Genomic DNA, 17,066 nt, shown 5'->3' with positions numbered 1-17,066 from the left:
CGTGAACTGTGAGGCAGGCACATATCTGCCCCTTGACGTCACATTCTGACAATCCGTGTCGACGCGAACCTGGAATCCGTGGGGTTTGCGGCTGGCAGACCATGGCTATGGGTCGGAGCTTCACCCGTCGTCGCGGTTTCAATACCGGGACAACCGGCATTCGCTGCCTGGTGGGGTGACATCGCCTTGTTGAAGCCCGGGCGGCACGGATCAGTCGCCGCGGGCCGCTTCACCCGGATCTTCCCTGGATCCTCGGGCCGCGGGCGCCGTGTCCCCTCTGCGCTGGCGCAGGAGCCAGTGAATGATCACATGCAGCCCCAGGCCGGCTAAGAGAATCTCGAATCCTCGATAGGGAATCGCGTAGCGGGGTTCGGCCTGGAGAATGGAGTGGACCAGGGTCACGTAGACAAGCAACAGCGCTGCCGCCTGGCTTGCCGGACATTTGCGGGCACCCCGCCACAAGAGGCTGATGCAACCGACGAGGGCGAGCAGCATCAACAACGGATTCAATGCCCAGCACAGCGATGCCAGGATGCGCAAAGCCGGGTTCCGCAGAAAGGGGGATGCATAGGTCGGGTAGACGTAGATGTCCCCCTGGCCGATACGGATGCTCCAGTCCCACAGCAGGGCGGGCTTGCTGAGGTACCAGCGGAGATAGTGCATGGGTGCCCCGGCCATGCGCGTGCCGATGCGCGAAAGGCCTTCCCTCGGGTTGGCTGCGGCGACATCGGCCTCGTGCTGGATCGCGCGGTAGGTTCTCAGGCCTCCCGGATCGCCATCGGCCATCGCGCGAAAGCTGCTGTGATAGTCGGGCCGTGAGCCCTGCACCAGGTTGATCAGGGCACGGCCGCTCGACGACGCGTCTGCCGGAAGTTGCATGTTGCGCGCGCTCCAGCATGCCGGAATCAGCAGGGCCGACAGCGCAAGCGTCATGGTCAGCCGCCGTGGCGACAGCTTCCGGATGGCCATGTAGATGGCCAGCAGGATGGCGAATGGAACCAGCACGGCGTTCGTCAGTGCCGCCAGGCCGAATGTCAGGCCGGCAGCGGTCATCCAGCCGACGCTTGCGCTGCGCAGCGCGAGGCGCAGTAAAACGAAGGCCAGGGCGCAGAGAAATCCGTAGAGGGTTTCCGTCAGCAGATAACCATTGATGCTCACGTTGTGCGGCCAGATCGCCATCAAGAGTCCGGCGGCCACCAGCCATCGATCCGGCAGCCAGCCGCGTGCCGCGTTGACCAGCAGCACCACCGTCAGCGCTCCCATTGCGCCCTGGCTGGCCAGCACATGCCAGTACCAGCTGTTGGCGTCCGTGCTCGCCTGCATCCAGACGGCCAGAAAGGCCGGGTAGCCCGGGTCGCGGAAGCTGTCCGGGAGCACCTGCCCGGAGCCTGGGGGGGCCATGGAGAAGGTGCCGTGGTGCACCAGATTCCAGGCGTAGGCGTAGTACTGGCTGGCATCACCGCGGATGGGGTGATCCACCATCGCGTGGCTCAGGTAGTACCAGCGGATCAACAGAGCGCAAAGTCCGATGGCGGTCACGGCCAGCCACCAGGTGCGGTGGCTGAGGCCCGCGTTGTCCGTGCCCGCCTCGGTAAGAACCGGATCCCGCATGACCTGCTCCCCTGTTGAAGCGAGGCACCTTACCCGCTCTCCGCCGGTAACACGAGGCGTCGCTCTTGCACCCGTACCTCCGTGCGCCCTACCGTCTGCGGCCATGGCCAAGACCGAGGGAATGCGATGAAACCGCTGGGATTGATCCTGCTCTGCCTCTCCGTGGCACCCCTTGCCGCGCTTGCCAGAGATGTCCGGTCGGAGGGGGCCCACCCCTTCACCGTCCACGACCTGGTCATGCTCGACCGTGTCAGCGACCCGCAGCTGTCGCCCGATGGCCGCTATGCCGCCTTCAGCGAGCGGAGGACCGACTATGCGGCGAACAAGGGCATCACCGCCGTGTACGTGCTGGACCTGAAGGGCTCGCATGAGCCGGTGCGGGTGGCCGACCATGCCGGTTTGGCGCGCTGGGCGCCGGACGGGCGCAGCCTGTATTACGTGGCGCCGGCCGATGGGGTGGCGCAGCTGTGGCGGGTGACGATGGACCGTGCCAAGGGTATCCAGGCCGGCACGCCGGTGCAGGTGAGTCACGGGGTGCTCGATCTCGGCGGCTACATGCTCTCGCCGGATGGCCGCGCCGTGGCGCTGGACTACGAGGTGTACCCGGACTGTGCCGACCTGGCCTGCACCAAGGAGCGCATGGACGGCAACGCCTCGGACAAGTCCACCGGTACGCTCTACAAGAAGCTGTTCGTGCGGCACTGGGACGCCTGGGCAACGGGTCGCCGCAATCAGTTGTACATCGCACGCTTCGACGCGCAGGGCCAGTTGCCGGCCGAGCCCACGTTGCTCAGCAAGGGCATCGACGGCGACGTGCCGAGCAAGCCGTTCGGCGGCATGGAAGAGATCGCGTTTTCGCCGGACAGCCGCAGCGTGTACTTCGGTGCGCGTATCGCCGGCACCACCGAACCGTGGTCGACCAATTTCGACGTCTACCAGGTGCCGGCGGATGGTTCCGCACCGCCGCGCAACCTCACGGCGGCCAACCTGGCCTGGGACGCCTACCCTGTGCCTTCGCCCGACGGTCGCACGCTGTACTACCTGGCGATGAAGGAGCCGGGCTTTGAGTCCGACCGCTTCGCGATCATGGCGATGGACCTTTCCGGCGGCGCGATCCGCGAGGTCGACCCGCACTGGGACCGTTCCGCCGGAAGTCTGTCGATCTCCGCCGACGGCAAGACCCTGTTCGCCACCGCCGACGACGAGGGGCAACATCCGCTGTTCGCCATCGACGCGGCCAGCGGTGCCGTGCGCAAGCTGGTCGGCGACGGCACGGTCGACGGCTATTCGATGGCGGGCGACACGCTGCTGCTGGCGCACGACGACCTGAAGCATCCGGCCAACCTCTACACCGTGAGGGCCAGCGGTCGCGGCCTGCGCCAGGTCACCCACGCCAATGCGGCACGCCTGAAGCAGACGCGCATGGGCGACTTCGAGTTCTTCACCTTCGCCGGGGCCGGTGGCCAGACGGTGCAGGGCTATGTGGTGAAGCCGGCCGATTACCAGCGCGGCAAGCGCTATCCGGTGGCCTTCATCATCCACGGTGGTCCGCAGGGCGCGATGAGCAACGGCTGGAGCTACCGCTGGAATCCGCAGACCTACGCCGGCCAGGGTTTTGCCGTGGTGACGGTGAACTTCCACGGCTCCACCGGTTACGGCCAGGCCTTCACCAATGCTATCTCCGGCGACTGGGGCGGCAAGCCGCTGGAGGACCTGAAGCTCGGCTGGAAGGCGGCACTGGCGAAGTACGCCTTCCTCGATGGCGATCGCGCCTGCGCGCTCGGTGCCAGCTACGGGGGCTACATGGTGTACTGGATGGCCGGCGTGTGGAACCAGCCGTGGAAATGCTTCGTCGACCACGACGGCGTGTTCGACGCGCGGATGATGTACTACGCCACCGACGAGCTGTGGTTCGAGGAGAAGGAAAACGGCGGCACGCCGTTCGAGCACCCGCAGAACTACGAGCGCTTCAATCCGGTCGACCACGTCAAGGACTGGCGCGTGCCGATGCTGGTGGTGCACAGCGGCCACGATTTCCGCATCCCGATCACCCAGGGCCTGGGCGCGTTCACCGCGTTGCAGCGCCGTGGCATTCCCAGCGAGTTCCTCACCTTCCCGGACGAGAACCACTTCGTGCTGAAGCCGCAGAACAGCGTGCAGTGGCACGAGACGGTGAATGCGTGGCTGAAGAAGTGGACGGCGCCGGAGGCGGGTGACTGAGGCGACTCGCGCACAGGGTGCGCTCCTACAGCGTATATATCGTGTAGGAGCCAACCTTGTGGGCGACCTGTCCGGTGTGGGTTGGTGACTGGGGTGCCTCGCTCACGGCGTTGGCCCCATACGGACAATAGGGCGGGACTTTTTACAGCCAGCGCGATTTGCGCAGCCAGCCGTAGATCCCACCGACCACCAACACCACGATCACGATCATGGTCGGGTAGGCCCAGGGTTTGTCCAGTTCCGGCATGTGGTGGAAGTTCATGCCGTACCAGCTGGTGATCAGGGTGGGCGCGGCCAGCATGGCGGCCCAGCCGGCGAGCTTCTTCATCACCTCGTTCTGGCCGAAGGTGACCAGCGACAGGTTGATGTTGATGGTAGCGCCGAGCATCTCGCGCATCGCGCTGACCGACTCGTTGACGCGGAACACGTGGTCGTAGACGTCGCGGAAGTAGGCGCGCAGGTCGTCGGGAATCAGGTTCGGGTGCAGCCGCACCAGCTGGCTGATCACGTCCTGCAGCGGGGCCACCGCCAGGCGAAGGGTCATCAGGTCGCGCTGCATGTCGTACAGGCGCTTCACCGTCTCGCGGTTGAAGGTCTCGGCGAAGATGTCCTGCTCGAGTTCCTGCAGCTCTTCGCGGAAGTCGCGCACGATCGGCATCAGGTTGTCGACGATGAAGTCGAGCACACCGTACAGGCCGTAGCTGGGTCCATGCGCCAGCAGCTCGGGTGAGTGTTCGCAGGTGCGCCGGGCCGGGGCGTACGAGAGCGAGGCGCCGTGGCGCACCGTCACCAGGTAACGCGGTCCGAGGAAGATATGGGTCTCGCCGAAGGCCAGCTTGCCGGCGACCAGCTGCGCGGTCTGCACCACGATGAACAACGAGTCGCCGTACGACTCGATCTTGGTGCGCTGGTGGGCGTGGTGGGCGTCCTCGATCGCCAGGTCGTGCAGGTCGAATTCCTCCTGCAGCTTCTCCAGCAGCGGCTCGTCCGGTTCATGCAGGCCGACCCAGACGAAGCTGTCGTCCTCGGCCAGCACATCGCTGATCGCATCCAGCGTGATGTCGCCGATGCGGCGACCGTCGCGATGATAGGCGACGCAGTTCACCACCATCTGGCCGGGCGAAACGGGAGTGTCGGTACAGGCGGGCGTGGGTAGCGGCATGGCCGAATCATGCCCGCCCGATGCGTGAAGGGGCAATCACGCCACGCCGGTGGTCGCTCCTCGTGCTGCACGCAGCGACCACGCCAGCGCAAGCCACACCGGCAGCCCCAGCAGCAACCAGGGCTGGTTCTGCTGCACCACGCCCGGCAACAGGTGCAGCGCAAGCGCGACCAGGCCGGCCAGCAGTTGGGCGATCAGCAAGGGGTCTTCCCACTTCCTCGCCGGGCGTAGGCGTGCCGCGCGCCAGACGGCGGGGATCAGCGCGAATGCGAACGGGTTGAACAGCAGCAGGTTGGCGTTGGCCCATGCCGAGTGATGGGTGGTCAGCGTCCACAGGCCGAGCATCAGCAGTCCCGCCAGTCCGGACAGCAGCAGCCACAGCGTGCCGAGAATGGCGAACATGACCGGTGCCCGGCGGCGGGCGAGCGCCAGCAGCAGCGCGATCGTCGCTCCGGCCAGCCCCAATGGACCGCGCAGGTCGGGCGCCTGCGGCGGTGGGGCCTGGACGCGGTTCGGCGAGACTTCCCGCTCGTCCACGACCAGCGGCTGCTCGCCGCCGCGGCCATCGGGCACCTTCACCGAGCGCAGCTCGCGCTGCAACACCATCGGGATGAAGCTCTCCTGCCAGCCGGTGAGCGGCTGGTCGGCGTAGGGGCCGAGCCCGAAATCGAGCAGCAGCATCAGCCATGGCTGCGCGCTCATCAGGCGGTCGGTCTGCTGACGGAAGGTCATGCCGCCCGGGCGGGCATCCAGGGTCGCCTTGAGAATGCCGCCGAGCGCCCTGTCCAACGCATCGCGTACCCGCGTGCTGCAGTTGTCGACGTAGTAGTCGTAGTCGTAGCGGGCGTTTTGCGGGCGCAGGTTCCACAACAGGAAATCTCGCAGTGCCGCCGCCTGTTCGGGCGTGAAGGCGAGGCGCTGGCGGGTGATCGAGCGGCCGGCCTGCACGTACCAGGCGGTGTCGACGTCGGTTGGCTCGGCGTCCATCAGGTAATGCATGCGGCCGCGGGCGAAGTTGAGCAGGAAGCCCTTTTCGTCGAAGTCGAACACACCGTAGTTGAAGCTGATCGCCTCGCCGTCCCGGGTGTCGCGCAGTTCGATGGCGATGTGCCCGAAGCGCTCCCAATACGTGTCGCCCGGGCCGTAGGTGATCACCGTGACCTGCAGCCGGTCGCCCGGGGCGTCGGCGATGCCGGCGCGGGCGGGCAGGGCGATGGCGCCCAGGAGGACCAGCAGGAACAGCGCGAGGCTGCGGCGTAGCAGGAGGGACATCGGGGGCGCGCCGTGGAGCGGGAAGGACGCCACTCTAGAGGGCGTCCGCCGGGGTGTCGACGTAGGAGCGCACCCTGTGCGCGATGGCTTTCGGTCACGTAACGAAGAGCCATCGCGCACAGGGTGCGCTCCTACACGGGTCAATCCTGGGTCGGCTTCGGACTCACGCGGAACTGCTGCACGCGACGGTCGTCCGCCTCGGTGACGTGGAACAGGTAGTCGCCGATGGCGATCTCCTCGCCGACTTCCGGCAGGTGGCCGAACTCGGAGGTGACCATGCCGCCGATGGTGTCGAACTCCTCGTCGGAGTAGGTCGAGCCGGTCTGCTCGTTGAAATCGGCGATCGGGGTGAGTGCGCTGACCAGCCAGTGACCGCCCGGCTGCGCGTGCATCAGGGCGGGTTCTTCCTCATCGTCGTGCTCGTCGTCGATCTCGCCGACGATCTGCTCGAGCACGTCCTCGATGGTGATCAGGCCGGCGACGCCGCCGTATTCGTCGACCACCAGCGCCATGTGGTTGCGGGTGAGCCGGAACTCGGCCAGCAGCACGTTGAGGCGCATCGACTCGGGGATCAGCACCGCCGGTCGCAGGATCGCGCGGATGTCGAAGTGCTCGCCGTCGCCGAAGTACTTCAGCAGGTCCTTGGCCAGCAGGATGCCGAGGATCTCGTCCTTGTCCTCGCCGTGCACCGGGAAGCGGGAGTGGCCGGATTCGACTACCGCGGCGAGGATGTCGCTCAGCGGGGAATCGGCCGAGATCATCACGATCTGCGCGCGCGGGACCATCACGTCGTCCACGCTCAGTTCGGTGACCTTCAGCGCACCCTCGACCATGGTCAGGGTGTCTTTGGAGAGAAGGCCGTTGAGCTGCGCCGAACGCAACTCCTCGACCAGTTCCTCGCGATTGCGCGGCTCGCCGGAAAACATGTGGCCCAGTCGATCCCACCATGATCGGTGGGCCGGGCCGCCGGTACTGCCAGGGTCGTCGTTCATTACCTTGGAAAGCTCTGCCCGAAGCGGGGCGGAAGCGCCAGTCTAGCGGAAATATCGTGTCGATTCAGGGCTCAGGGGGGAGTGGCCGGGATGGCCCGGCGGCCGTCACGGCCGCATTCTGCCGGCCACACGGCAGCCCTCGTAGGAGCGCACCCTGTGCGCGACCACTGTGCGGACAGCTCAACCGGCGTACGGATCGGCGATGCCCAGCCCGGCCAGGATGCGCGTCTCCAGCGCCTCCATGGCCGCGGCCTCGGCTTCCTCGATGTGGTCGTGGCCGAGCAGGTGCAGCACGCCGTGTACGGTGAGGTGGGCCCAGTGGTCGCGCGGGGTCTTGCCCTGCTCGGCCGCTTCGCGGGCCACCACCGGGGCGCAGATCACGATGTCGCCGATCAGCGGCAGCTTCAGCTCCGGCGGGAGGTCGGCCTCGAACGAGAGCACGTTGGTGGCGTAGTCCTTGCCGCGGTAGTCGCGGTTGAGGGCGCGGCCTTCGTCGGCATCGACGAGGCGGATCGACAGCTCGGTGGCGCGGCGTCGTTTCGCGCCGCGCAGCGCAGCCTCCACCCACTGGCGGAAGCTGGCGGCGGACGGCACGCCGGCGCGCGGCACGGCATAGCCGACGTGCACCACCGTGTTCGCGCTCATCCGCCGTTGCCCTTGGCCGCCTCGGCCGCAGCCTCGAACGATTCGTAGGCGCGCACGATCTTGGCCACCAGCGGGTGGCGCACCACGTCGCGCGAGGTGAAGAAGGTGAAACTGATGCCGTCCACGCCGCGCAGCACCTCGATCGCATGGCGCAGGCCGGAGCGCACGTTGCGCGGCAGGTCGACCTGGCTGACGTCGCCGGTGATCACCGCGACCGAGCCGAAGCCGATGCGGGTGAGGAACATCTTCATCTGTTCGACGGTGGTGTTCTGCGCCTCGTCGAGGATCACGTAGGAGTCGTTGAGGGTGCGTCCGCGCATGTAGGCCAGCGGCGCGATCTCGATCACGTTGCGCTCCATCAGCTTGGCGACCTTCTCGAAGCCGAGCATCTCGTACAGCGCGTCGTACAGCGGGCGCAGGTAGGGGTCGACCTTCTGGCTGAGGTCGCCGGGCAGGAAGCCGAGCTTCTCGCCGGCCTCCACCGCCGGGCGTACCAGCAGCAGGCGCTGCACGCGGTTCGCTTCTAGTGCCTCGACGGCGCTGGCCACGGCCAGGTAGGTCTTGCCCGTGCCGGCCGGGCCGACGCCGAAGCTGATGTCGTGGCTGGTGATCGCGTGCAGGTAGCGCGCCTGGTTCGGACCGCGGCCCTTGATCACGCCGCGCTTGACCTTGATCACCACCTCCTGCGCCGACTCGGCGGCTTCGGCCGCCATCGCATCGATGCCCGATTCGGCCAGGTGCAGGTGGATCACTGCGCCGGTCAGCGATTCGGTCTCGGTGGCGTCGTACAGGGCGCGCAGCACCTTTTCGGCCGCACCGGTGGCGGGCTCGTCGCCGATCACCTGGAAGATGCCGCCGCGGTGGTTGATCTCCACGCCGAGGCGCAGCTCGACCTGGCGCAGGTGCTCGTCGAACGGGCCGCACAGGTTGGCCAGGCGGGCGTTGTCGATCGGGTCGAGGGTGAAGTCGCGTTGGTTCAGGGGGCTCATAGACCCGCCAGCATAACGCGGAAGCGGGCCGCTCCGCCGCCGCGCCGGGCGGCGGCATGGGGACGGAGGCGGGCTCGCTTGCATTTAATTTAATCATTGAATTAATTTATCCGCATGCCCGCCCAGACCACCCCCAAAACACGCCGACGCCGCGTCGGCCGCCCCGCCGGCGACGACGGCGACCTGCGCGGCCGCCTGCTCGACGCGGCCGCGGCGCAGTTCGCCCGCACCGGCATCGCCGCGGCCTCGCTGCGCAATATCGCGCAGGCCGCCGGCGTGACTCCGGCGATGCTGCACTACTACTTCGGCAACAAGGACGCGCTGGTGCGCGCGCTTGTCGACGAACGCCTGCTCCCGAACGTCCGGCCGCTGGTGGAGACACTGGCTTCGGCCGGCGAGACGCCGCTGGAGCTAGCGCAGGCGTTCGCCCAGGGCGTGTCCGGCATCGTCGCGAAGCTGCCCTGGTTGCCCGCGCTGTGGGTGCGCGAGGTGCTGTGCGAGGGCGGCGCCCTGCGCGAGTTCGTGTTCCGCGAGGTGATGCCTTCGCTGCCGCAGGTGCTGGCGCAGCGGTTCACCGCGGCGCACGGGGCCGGCCAGCTCGCGCCGGGCATCGACCCGCGGCTGCTGGTGGTCTCGCTGGTCGGACTGACCCTGTTCCCTGCGGCCGGTGCGCCGATCTGGCAGAAGGCCTTCGGCATGCCGGGGCTGGACATGCCGGCCCTGGTTTCCCATACCCTCGCGCTGCTCGCCCACGGCCTCGCGGTGCCCAACCCGGAGAGATCCCGATGACCGGCCGACTGTTCGCACTGGGCCTTCTCGCGTGCATGCTGGCCGGTTGCCAGCGTTCCGTCGAGGAGGCCCCCGGCACGCTGGAGTACGACCGCATCACCCTCCCGGCGCCGGCGGCCGAGCGCATCGTCGCCGTACACGTGCGCGCTGGCGAGGCGGTGAGGGCGGGGCAGCCGCTGCTGGACCTCGATCCGGCCCACACCCAGGCCAATCTCGATGCCGCGCTGGCCGAGCTGCACCGCCAGCGGCAGGCGCTCGCCGAGGGGGTGGCCGGCCCCCGCCGGGAGGACATCGCCCGCGCCCGCGCCACGCTGGCGGCGGCCGAAGCGCAGGCGCACGACGCAAACAGCTACCTCGAGCGCCTGCAGGCGGTTGCCCGGCAGGACCGCGACGCCGTGGCCGCCTCCGACCTGGACCGCGCCCGTGCCAATGCCCAGAACACCCGCGGCCAGGCCGATGCCGCCCGCGCCGCGCTCGACCAGTTGCTGCACGGCACGCGCAGCGAACAGCTGGCACAGGCGCGTGCCGCGGTCGATGTCGCCCAGGCGCAGGCCGATGCGCTGCGCGTCACCCTCGGCAAACTGCACGTGGTGGCGCCGCGCGACGGCCGCATCGATGACGTGCCTTACCGGCTCGGCGACCAGGCTCCGGTCGGCGCGCCGCTGGCGATCGAGATGGTCGGCGATCGCCCGTACGCGCGGATCTACGTACCGGTGGCGATGCGCGGCGCGCTGAAGGTCGGCAGCGCGGTGCACGTACGCGTGCAGGGGCGCGACGAGACCCTGGCCGGGCATGTGCGCCTGCTGCGCTCGGAGCCGGTGTTCACGCCGTACTACGCGCTGAGCGGCGATGACGCCACGCGGCTCAGCTATCTGGCGGAAGTCGCGCTGGACCGGCCTTCCGATCTCCCGGCTGGCCTGCCGGTCCACGTCACTCCGGCCGCGCCGTGAGCGAGGCCCCCGCCATCCACGTACGCGGCCTGACCAAGCGGTTCGGCCAGTTGCTCGCGGTCGACCATGTCGACCTGGATGTGCCGCGCGGGCGCGTCTACGGCTTCCTCGGGCCGAACGGCTCGGGAAAGTCCACCACCATCCGCATGCTCTGCGGCCTGCTCACCCCGACCGACGGCGACATCGAGGTGCTCGGCCTGCGCGTGCCGCAGCAGGCGGAGGAGCTGCGTCGGCGGATCGGCTACATGACTCAGAGCTTCTCGCTGTTCACCGACCTCACCGTGGGCGAGAACCTGGATTTCATCGCCGAGATCCTCGGCGTGCCGCGGGAGCGCAAGCGGGCGCGCATCGCCGAACTGATGGACCGCTACCGCCTGGCCGATCGCCGCGACCAGCTGGCCGGCACCATGAGCGGCGGCCAGAAGCAGCGCCTCGCGCTGGCCTGCGCGGTGATGCACGAGCCGGAGCTGCTGTTCCTCGACGAGCCGACCAGCGCGGTCGATCCCGAGTCCCGCCGCGAGTTCTGGGAGGCGCTGTTCGAGCTCACCGATGCCGGCACCACGCTGCTGGTATCCACGCATCTGATGGACGAAGCCGAACGCTGCCACCGGCTGGCGATCCTCGATCGCGGCCGGCTGGTGGCCGACGGCACCCCGGGCGCACTGACCGGGGCGCTGGAAGGGCGTACGTACCTGGTCGAGTCGGACGACCCGCGGCGCGCGCAGCGCGCGCTGGTCGATGCGCCGGGCGTGCTCGGCATCGCCCAGGTCGGTCATGCGCTGCGCCTGCTCGCCGACGAGGGGCAGGGCGACGGCTTCGCCGCGGCGCTGGAGCGGCGGCTGGACGGCGCCGGGCAGGCCGCGCGGCTGCACCCCACGCCGCCCAACCTGGAGGACGTGTTCGTCGCCGCCACGCGGCCCGGCGAACGGGAGCGCGCGGCATGAACGGGCGGCGGCTGTGGGCGATCATGCAGAAGGAGATCCGCCAGATGCGGCGCGACCGCATCACGCTGGCGATGATCATGGTGCTGCCGATCGTGCAGCTGGTGCTGTTCGGCTACGCGATCAACCTCAATCTGCGCGGACTGGATGCCGCCATCGTCGACCAGGCGCAGACCAGCGCCTCGCGCGCGCTGGTGATGGATATGCTGGCCACCGACGTGATCCGCCCGGTGGCCACGGCGCATACGCCGGACGAAGTGGTCGACCTGATCCGTCGTGGCCGGATCAACGTCGGCGTGGTGATCCCGCCGGACTTCGAGGCGCGCCGGCAGGCCGGTCGCCCGGTGGCGCAGGTGCTGGTCGACGGCAGCGACGCCACGGTGGCGGGCGCGGCGGCGCAGCTCGCGCAGACGCCGCTGGACAGCCGCCTGCCCGATGCGCACGCGCCCTACGCCAGCACGCCGCCGGTGCCGCGCATCGTGGTGACCGCGTTCTACAACCCGGAACGCCGCTCGGCGATCAACATCGTGCCCGGTCTGGTCGGGGTGATCCTGACCATGACCATGGTGCTGTTCACGGCGATCGCCATCGTGCGCGAGCGTGAGCGCGGCAACATGGAGCTGCTGATCGCCATGCCGCTGACCCGCAGCGAGCTGATGCTGGGCAAGGTGGTGCCGTATGTGCTGATCGGGCTGATCCAGACCACGGTGATCCTGGCGCTGGGACGCTGGCTGTTCGATGTGCCGATCCGCGGAAGCCTGCTGGACGTCTACCTCGCCGCGCTGCTGCTGATCGCCAGCAACCTGACGCTGGGTCTGCTGATTTCCTCGCGGGCTCAGTCGCAGTTCCAGGCGATGCAGATGACCTTCTTCATCTTCCTGCCGTCGATCCTGCTGTCCGGCTTCATGTTCCCGTTTTCCGGCATGCCGCGGCTGGCGCAGTGGATCGCCGAGCTGCTGCCGCTGACCCACTTCCTGCGCTTGATCCGCGGCATCATGCTGCGCAACGCCGGCCTGCTCGATTTGTGGGGCGACGCGCTGGCGCTGGTGGTGTTCATCGCGGTGATGATGACCGGCGCGATCCTGCGCTTCCGCAAGCGGCTGGACTGATCCTGCTGCCTTTTTGCAGGATCCCGCTTACGGGCGATGCTCCTGTTCCTGATGCACATCCAAAGCGAAAGGCATCGCCCACGAGCGGGCTCCTACGGAAAAAGATCGTTGCCCATTCTGGCTGCCTTGACGATGGCGTTCGCCGCGAAAGCTGCGTTTCGGCCAGCGGCTGGACTGATCGAACCGTGTAGGAGCGCACCCTGTGCGCGACCGCTTCTGGTCCGATCTCGTCGCGAAAAGCCATCGCGCACAGGGTGCGCTCCTACACCGCGGCGGCCATCTCGGCGCTGTGCAGGCGGCCACGCAGCGAGTTGCTCATCGCCTCGGTGATCAGCACGTCGACGAACTGGCCGATCAGCCGCGCCGGACCGGGGAAGTTCACGTAGCGCATGTTCTCGGTGCGGCCGCTGAGTTCACTGGCGTTCTTGCGGCTGGGCTTCTCCACCAGCACGCGTTGCACGCTGCCGACCATCGCCTCGTTGATCGCGCGGGCGTTGGCGTTGATCGTCGCCTGCAGCCGGGTCAGCCGGGCGTGCTTGACCTCGGCCGGGGTCGGATCGGGCAGGTTGGCCGCCGGGGTGCCGGGGCGCGAGGAGAAGATGAAGCTGAAGCTCTGGTCGAAGCCGACGTCGTCGATCAGCTTCATGGTCTTCTCGAAGTCCTCGTCGGTCTCGCCGGGGAAGCCGACGATGAAGTCCGAGCTGATGCAGATGTCCGGGCGCACCGCGCGCAGCTTGCGGATCTTCTGCTTGAACTCCAGCGCGGTGTAGCCGCGCTTCATCGCGGTGAGGATGCGGTCGGAACCGGCCTGCACCGGCAGGTGCAGGAAGTTGGCCAGCTTCGGCACGCTGGCGTAGGCCTCGATCAGCGAGTCGGAGAATTCCAGCGGGTGCGAGGTGGTGAAGCGGATGCGGCCGATCCCATCGATCTGCGCGATGGCGTGGATCAGCACGGCGAGATCCGCGGTGCCGCCGTCGTGGGTGGCGCCGCGGTAGGCGTTGACGTTCTGGCCCAACAGGTTCACCTCACGCACGCCTTGTTCGGCGAGCTGGGCGACCTCGACGAGCACGTCGTCGAACGGGCGGCTGATCTCCTCGCCGCGGGTGTAGGGCACCACGCAGTAGGAGCAGTACTTCGAGCAGCCTTCCATGATCGAGACGAAGGCGGTCGGGCCCTCGGCGCGCGGCTCGGGCAGGTGATCGAACTTCTCGATCTCGGGGAAGGAGATGTCCACCTGCGGCTTGCCGGTGGCGCGGCGCGACTCGATCAGTTCCGGCAGGCGGTGCAGGGTCTGCGGGCCGAACACCAAGTCGACGTAGGGCGCGCGCTTGACGATCGCCTCGCCCTCCTGGCTCGCCACGCAGCCGGCGACGCCGATCAGTACCGGCTTGCCGTCGGCCTTGTGCTCCTTCCAGCGGCCGAGCTGGCTGAACACCTTTTCCTGCGCCTTCTCGCGGATCGAGCAGGTGTTGACCAGGATGACGTCGGCCTCGGCCTCGTTGTCGGTCAGCTCCAGGCCGTGCGATGCCTTGAGCACGTCGGCCATCTTGGCCGAGTCGTACTCGTTCATCTGACAGCCGTGGGTCTTGATGAAAAGCTTGCCGCTCATGGGGCGAGGTACCGTGGTTCGGAGTGGGGCGGCGGGCGTCCGCTGGACCGCGCAGTTTACCCGCGCCAACGCATGGCGGCCACTGCCGGATCAAGCACTTGCGCCCGGGTCGGGCCGGCCCGGCCGCTCGCCCGGTGGGGCCGGATGCGAAGCACCGCACGCCACCGGCGTCGCGGACTTGGCGCTGCCGGGCGATCGCTGCACACTGCCGGCCATGATTGCCGCCTTGCGCCAGTGGGGAAGCGCCGGTCGGACCCGCCGCTGCTTCCCGCATTCGCCGATCCCTCGCCGGGTCGGGTTGCTCTGCATCCTGTTTCTGGGATCGCTGGCGCCGCTGCGCGGACATGCCGAGGCGATGTATCGCTGCACCGGGGCCAGTGGCGAGGCCGTGTTCACGAGCAAGCCGGCGGGATACCGGGGCTGTCACCGGATCGGGTCCTACGCTGCGCCCTCACGTCGGGCTCCGCGCAGGGCGCCGCCGTCGGTTCGTGCTTCGTTCGAGGGTGTCGCTGCTTCGGTCGACACCTCGGCGCGCGTGCTCTCCGGCCGACTGCCGATGCGCGGAGCCTTTGCCGACGTGCAAACGTCGGTGCGCACCACCGGTCGGGCGCTTGCCGATGCGCCACCGCCGGCGGCCCCGCGCGGCAAGCCGGGAGACTGGGCTTACAGCGAATCCCGTCCGGTCGCGACCACTGCGTCGGCGCGGCCCGGCGATCGCGTGCTGCGCGGCGCGGTCTATCGCGTGAAGCGTGCCGACGGCAGCGTGGAGTACACCAATATTCCTCCGGCAAGCGGCAAGGGCCGGGCGGTGACGATGCTGTTCACCTACATCGCCACCTGCATGGCCTGCGACCTGCATTCGCCGATCCACTGGAATTCGGTGCGGCTCAACCTCGAGGACTACGCCAGCGTGACCCGCCGGGCCAGCGTCGACTACGGCGTGGACGAAGCCTTCCTGCGGGCGATCATCCATGCCGAGAGCGCGTTCAATCCGCACGCCCTCTCGATCAAGGGCGCCCAGGGCCTGATGCAGCTGATGCCGGCCACCGCCAGCGACATGGGGGTGCTGGATGCATTCAATGCCGAGCAGAACATCCGCGGCGGCGCGCGTTACCTGGGCCAGCTGCTGCAGACGTTCAAGGGCGACGAGCGCCTCGCTGCGGCGGCCTACAACGCCGGCCCTGGCGCCGTGGAGCGCTACAAAGGGGTTCCTCCCTACGCCGAGACGCGGGTTTATGTGGCCCGCGTCGAGGAACTGCGCCAGCGCTACGGCAAGGCGTTGCATCGTCCGCTGGCCTCCAGCGGTGCCGGGAGCGGCTCAGCCGTCCAGTGAGCCATCGTCCAGTTGGGACGGTCGCTGCGCGATGGTCAGGTCGACATGGAACGGCACGCCGTTGCGCAGCCCGGACACCTCGACCTTGCTGCCCGGCTTCAGTGCGGCTTCGCGCTTGCGCAGGTCGGACGGGTCGGTGATGTCCTGGCCGCCGATGCTCAGCAGGATGTCGCGTGGCTGGATGCCGGCGAGGGCGGCCGGACCGCCGGGGTAGACGTCGGCCACCATCACGCCGCGGGCCGCGGCCGGCAGCCCGCCGTTGGCGGCCACGGGTACGAAGGTGTAGTCCGTGCCGAGCCAGCCGCGCACGACGTGGCCGGTGTCGATGATCTGGTCCAGCACCTTCTTGGCGCTGTCCACCGGGATCGCGAAGCCGATGCCTTCGGCGTTGGCCGCCTTGCCGATCAGCAGGGTGTTGATGCCGACCAGGTTGCCGTGCGCATCGACCAGCGCTCCGCCCGAGTTGCCCAGGTTGATCGCCGCGTCGGTCTGGATGAAGTCCTCGGGACTGGAGCTGCTGAGCTGACGTCCGATCGCGCTGACGATACCCATGGTCACCGTCTGGTTGAGGCCGAACGGATTGCCGATCGCCAGTACCACGTCGCCGGGGCGCAGGGTGGTGTGCGGCAGGATATGCGCGACCGGCAGGTTGCCCGCGTCGATCTTGAGCACCGCCAGGTCGGTTTCCGGATCGGCGCCGACCAGGGTCGCCTTGGCCACGCGGCCGTCGTAGAGCAGCACCTGGATGTCGTCCGCGTTGGCGATCACGTGGTTGTTGGTCAGCACGTAGCCGTCGGCACTGACGATCACGCCCGAGCCCAGGCTCTGTTCCTTGCGTTTGACCGAGCCCACCGGGACGCCGCCGAACACCTGCTGCATCCACGGATCGGTGTACATCCGCAGCGCCTGCTCGGTCACCGTCTTGTTCGCGTAGATGTTCACCACCGAAGGGGCTGCGCGCGCCACGGCGTCGGCATAGGACAGGGTCGGCGCGGCGGCTGCGCCTGGCGCGGGTGCCGCGACCTGGGCCACCCCGCCGGCATCCAGTCCGAAGCGTTGCCGAAGCCGCTCACCGGTGCCCGGCCACAACAGGCCCACCACGAAAGCCAGCGCCAGCCCCAGGACCGCGAATCGGGCGACAAAGGCGAGCAGGCCGGCGGCGTGTTTCATGGGGTCGGCTTTCGTAAAATGGTGCGTGGGGTACGAGATCAGGGATGCGCGGCTGCTTGCACAGAGCCGTGGGTTCGATTGTACGGGCGGGGGGCTGACGCTACACTAACGCGATTTTTGCGGGTGCCGGATTTTGACCGGTGCTGGCGAAGCGGCCCGACCGGAGCTCCCGGTCGGTCCGACGGCGGTTCTCGGGGGAGGATGATCGCTTCTTAAGTGGTCGACCCACTCCGTCCGGACCCCGGCGGATCGTTTCGCACGCGCCTGCCGAAGC

14 protein-coding genes are annotated in these 17,066 nt (G+C 68.3%); 6 read left to right on the top strand and 8 right to left on the bottom strand.

The genetic code is table 11. The annotated features are described in order from the left end of the window. Positions 1 to 210 precede the first annotated feature (210 nt). Positions 211 to 1,611, bottom strand: a complete 1,401-nt coding sequence (locus ATSB10_RS10265) for an ArnT family glycosyltransferase (RefSeq protein WP_063672557.1) — start codon at positions 1,609 to 1,611, stop codon at positions 211 to 213. A 126-nt stretch (positions 1,612 to 1,737) separates the two neighbouring features. On the opposite strand from ATSB10_RS10265, the gene ATSB10_RS10260 reads away from it, so the two are divergent. Further along, positions 1,738 to 3,831 (top strand): dipeptidyl-peptidase 5, encoded by a 2,094-nt coding sequence (locus tag ATSB10_RS10260; protein ID WP_063672555.1) that lies wholly within the window; start codon positions 1,738 to 1,740, stop codon positions 3,829 to 3,831. 142 nt (positions 3,832 to 3,973) lie between these two features. Here ATSB10_RS10260 and corA read toward each other — a convergent pair whose 3' ends face one another. The 5 genes from corA to ATSB10_RS10235 all read right to left on the bottom strand — a co-directional run bounded on the left by corA (position 3,974) and on the right by ATSB10_RS10235 (position 8,891). After that, the gene (corA, locus tag ATSB10_RS10255; protein WP_063672553.1) at positions 3,974 to 4,993 is read right to left on the bottom strand and encodes a magnesium/cobalt transporter CorA; all 1,020 of its coding nucleotides are present in this window, start codon (positions 4,991 to 4,993) and stop codon (positions 3,974 to 3,976) included. A gap of 36 nt (positions 4,994 to 5,029) precedes the next feature. Further along, positions 5,030 to 6,265 (bottom strand): lipoprotein N-acyltransferase Lnb domain-containing protein, encoded by a 1,236-nt coding sequence (locus tag ATSB10_RS10250; RefSeq protein WP_063672551.1) that lies wholly within the window; start codon positions 6,263 to 6,265, stop codon positions 5,030 to 5,032. A 140-nt stretch (positions 6,266 to 6,405) separates the two neighbouring features. Further along, entirely contained in the window at positions 6,406 to 7,257 is an 852-nt protein-coding gene (locus ATSB10_RS10245; protein WP_063672549.1) for a CorC family transporter, read from the bottom strand. 180 nt (positions 7,258 to 7,437) lie between these two features. Then, entirely contained in the window at positions 7,438 to 7,902 is a 465-nt protein-coding gene (ybeY, locus tag ATSB10_RS10240; RefSeq protein WP_063672547.1) for an rRNA maturation RNase YbeY, read from the bottom strand. After that, positions 7,899 to 8,891, bottom strand: coding sequence for a PhoH family protein (locus tag ATSB10_RS10235; protein ID WP_063672546.1), 993 nt, complete (start codon positions 8,889 to 8,891; stop codon positions 7,899 to 7,901). The genes ybeY and ATSB10_RS10235 overlap by 4 nt, the downstream gene beginning before the upstream one ends. A 114-nt stretch (positions 8,892 to 9,005) precedes the next feature. Here ATSB10_RS10235 and ATSB10_RS10230 point away from each other — a divergent pair, with 114 nt between their 5' ends. The 4 genes from ATSB10_RS10230 to ATSB10_RS10215 are packed head-to-tail and all read left to right on the top strand — an operon-like array spanning position 9,006 to position 12,680. After that, positions 9,006 to 9,680, top strand: coding sequence for a TetR/AcrR family transcriptional regulator (locus tag ATSB10_RS10230; RefSeq protein ID WP_063672545.1), 675 nt, complete (start codon positions 9,006 to 9,008; stop codon positions 9,678 to 9,680). After that, a complete protein-coding gene (locus ATSB10_RS10225) occupies positions 9,677 to 10,630 on the top strand; it encodes an HlyD family secretion protein (protein ID WP_063672544.1) in 954 nt (317 codons plus the stop codon). The genes ATSB10_RS10230 and ATSB10_RS10225 overlap by 4 nt, the downstream gene beginning before the upstream one ends. A gap of 14 nt (positions 10,631 to 10,644) precedes the next feature. Then, positions 10,645 to 11,574, top strand: coding sequence for an ABC transporter ATP-binding protein (locus tag ATSB10_RS10220; protein ID WP_063674435.1), 930 nt, complete (start codon positions 10,645 to 10,647; stop codon positions 11,572 to 11,574). Next, positions 11,571 to 12,680, top strand: coding sequence for an ABC transporter permease (locus ATSB10_RS10215; RefSeq protein ID WP_063672543.1), 1,110 nt, complete (start codon positions 11,571 to 11,573; stop codon positions 12,678 to 12,680). The genes ATSB10_RS10220 and ATSB10_RS10215 overlap by 4 nt, the downstream gene beginning before the upstream one ends. A 262-nt stretch (positions 12,681 to 12,942) precedes the next feature. Here ATSB10_RS10215 and miaB read toward each other — a convergent pair whose 3' ends face one another. Beyond that, positions 12,943 to 14,289 (bottom strand): tRNA (N6-isopentenyl adenosine(37)-C2)-methylthiotransferase MiaB, encoded by a 1,347-nt coding sequence (miaB, locus tag ATSB10_RS10210; protein ID WP_083966173.1) that lies wholly within the window; start codon positions 14,287 to 14,289, stop codon positions 12,943 to 12,945. A gap of 577 nt (positions 14,290 to 14,866) precedes the next feature. Here miaB and ATSB10_RS10205 point away from each other — a divergent pair. Then, on the top strand, positions 14,867 to 15,622 hold the full coding sequence (locus ATSB10_RS10205; RefSeq protein WP_236886399.1) for a lytic transglycosylase domain-containing protein: 756 nt from the start codon (positions 14,867 to 14,869) through the stop codon (positions 15,620 to 15,622). Here the strand turns inward: ATSB10_RS10205 and ATSB10_RS10200 are convergent. Next, positions 15,608 to 16,792 carry a S1C family serine protease gene (locus ATSB10_RS10200; RefSeq protein WP_063672539.1) on the bottom strand — a complete coding sequence of 395 codons (1,185 nt, stop codon included), beginning with the start codon at positions 16,790 to 16,792 and terminating at the stop codon, positions 15,608 to 15,610. The genes ATSB10_RS10205 and ATSB10_RS10200 overlap by 15 nt on opposite strands. Positions 16,793 to 17,066 lie beyond the last annotated feature (274 nt).

Origin of the sequence: Dyella thiooxydans (genome assembly GCF_001641285.1) — a bacterium.
GTDB lineage: Bacteria > Pseudomonadota > Gammaproteobacteria > Xanthomonadales > Rhodanobacteraceae > Dyella_A > Dyella_A thiooxydans.
The sequence above is the reverse complement of the archived record's forward strand: the minus strand, read 5'-3'. Positions and strand labels throughout refer to the sequence as shown.

What these genes read in the sequence shown, in the direction of transcription:
- ATSB10_RS10265 (WP_063672557.1), bottom strand. Translation starts at nt 1,611, where the DNA reads ATGCGGGATCCGGTTCTTACCGAGGCGGGCACGGACAACGCGGGCCTC.
- ATSB10_RS10260 (WP_063672555.1), top strand. Translation starts at nt 1,738, where the DNA reads ATGAAACCGCTGGGATTGATCCTGCTCTGCCTCTCCGTGGCACCCCTT.
- corA (WP_063672553.1), bottom strand. Translation starts at nt 4,993, where the DNA reads ATGCCGCTACCCACGCCCGCCTGTACCGACACTCCCGTTTCGCCCGGC.
- ATSB10_RS10250 (WP_063672551.1), bottom strand. Translation starts at nt 6,265, where the DNA reads ATGTCCCTCCTGCTACGCCGCAGCCTCGCGCTGTTCCTGCTGGTCCTC.
- ATSB10_RS10245 (WP_063672549.1), bottom strand. Translation starts at nt 7,257, where the DNA reads ATGAACGACGACCCTGGCAGTACCGGCGGCCCGGCCCACCGATCATGG.
- ybeY (WP_063672547.1), bottom strand. Translation starts at nt 7,902, where the DNA reads ATGAGCGCGAACACGGTGGTGCACGTCGGCTATGCCGTGCCGCGCGCC.
- ATSB10_RS10235 (WP_063672546.1), bottom strand. Translation starts at nt 8,891, where the DNA reads ATGAGCCCCCTGAACCAACGCGACTTCACCCTCGACCCGATCGACAAC.
- ATSB10_RS10230 (WP_063672545.1), top strand. Translation starts at nt 9,006, where the DNA reads ATGCCCGCCCAGACCACCCCCAAAACACGCCGACGCCGCGTCGGCCGC.
- ATSB10_RS10225 (WP_063672544.1), top strand. Translation starts at nt 9,677, where the DNA reads ATGACCGGCCGACTGTTCGCACTGGGCCTTCTCGCGTGCATGCTGGCC.
- ATSB10_RS10215 (WP_063672543.1), top strand. Translation starts at nt 11,571, where the DNA reads ATGAACGGGCGGCGGCTGTGGGCGATCATGCAGAAGGAGATCCGCCAG.
- miaB (WP_083966173.1), bottom strand. Translation starts at nt 14,289, where the DNA reads ATGAGCGGCAAGCTTTTCATCAAGACCCACGGCTGTCAGATGAACGAG.
- ATSB10_RS10200 (WP_063672539.1), bottom strand. Translation starts at nt 16,792, where the DNA reads ATGAAACACGCCGCCGGCCTGCTCGCCTTTGTCGCCCGATTCGCGGTC.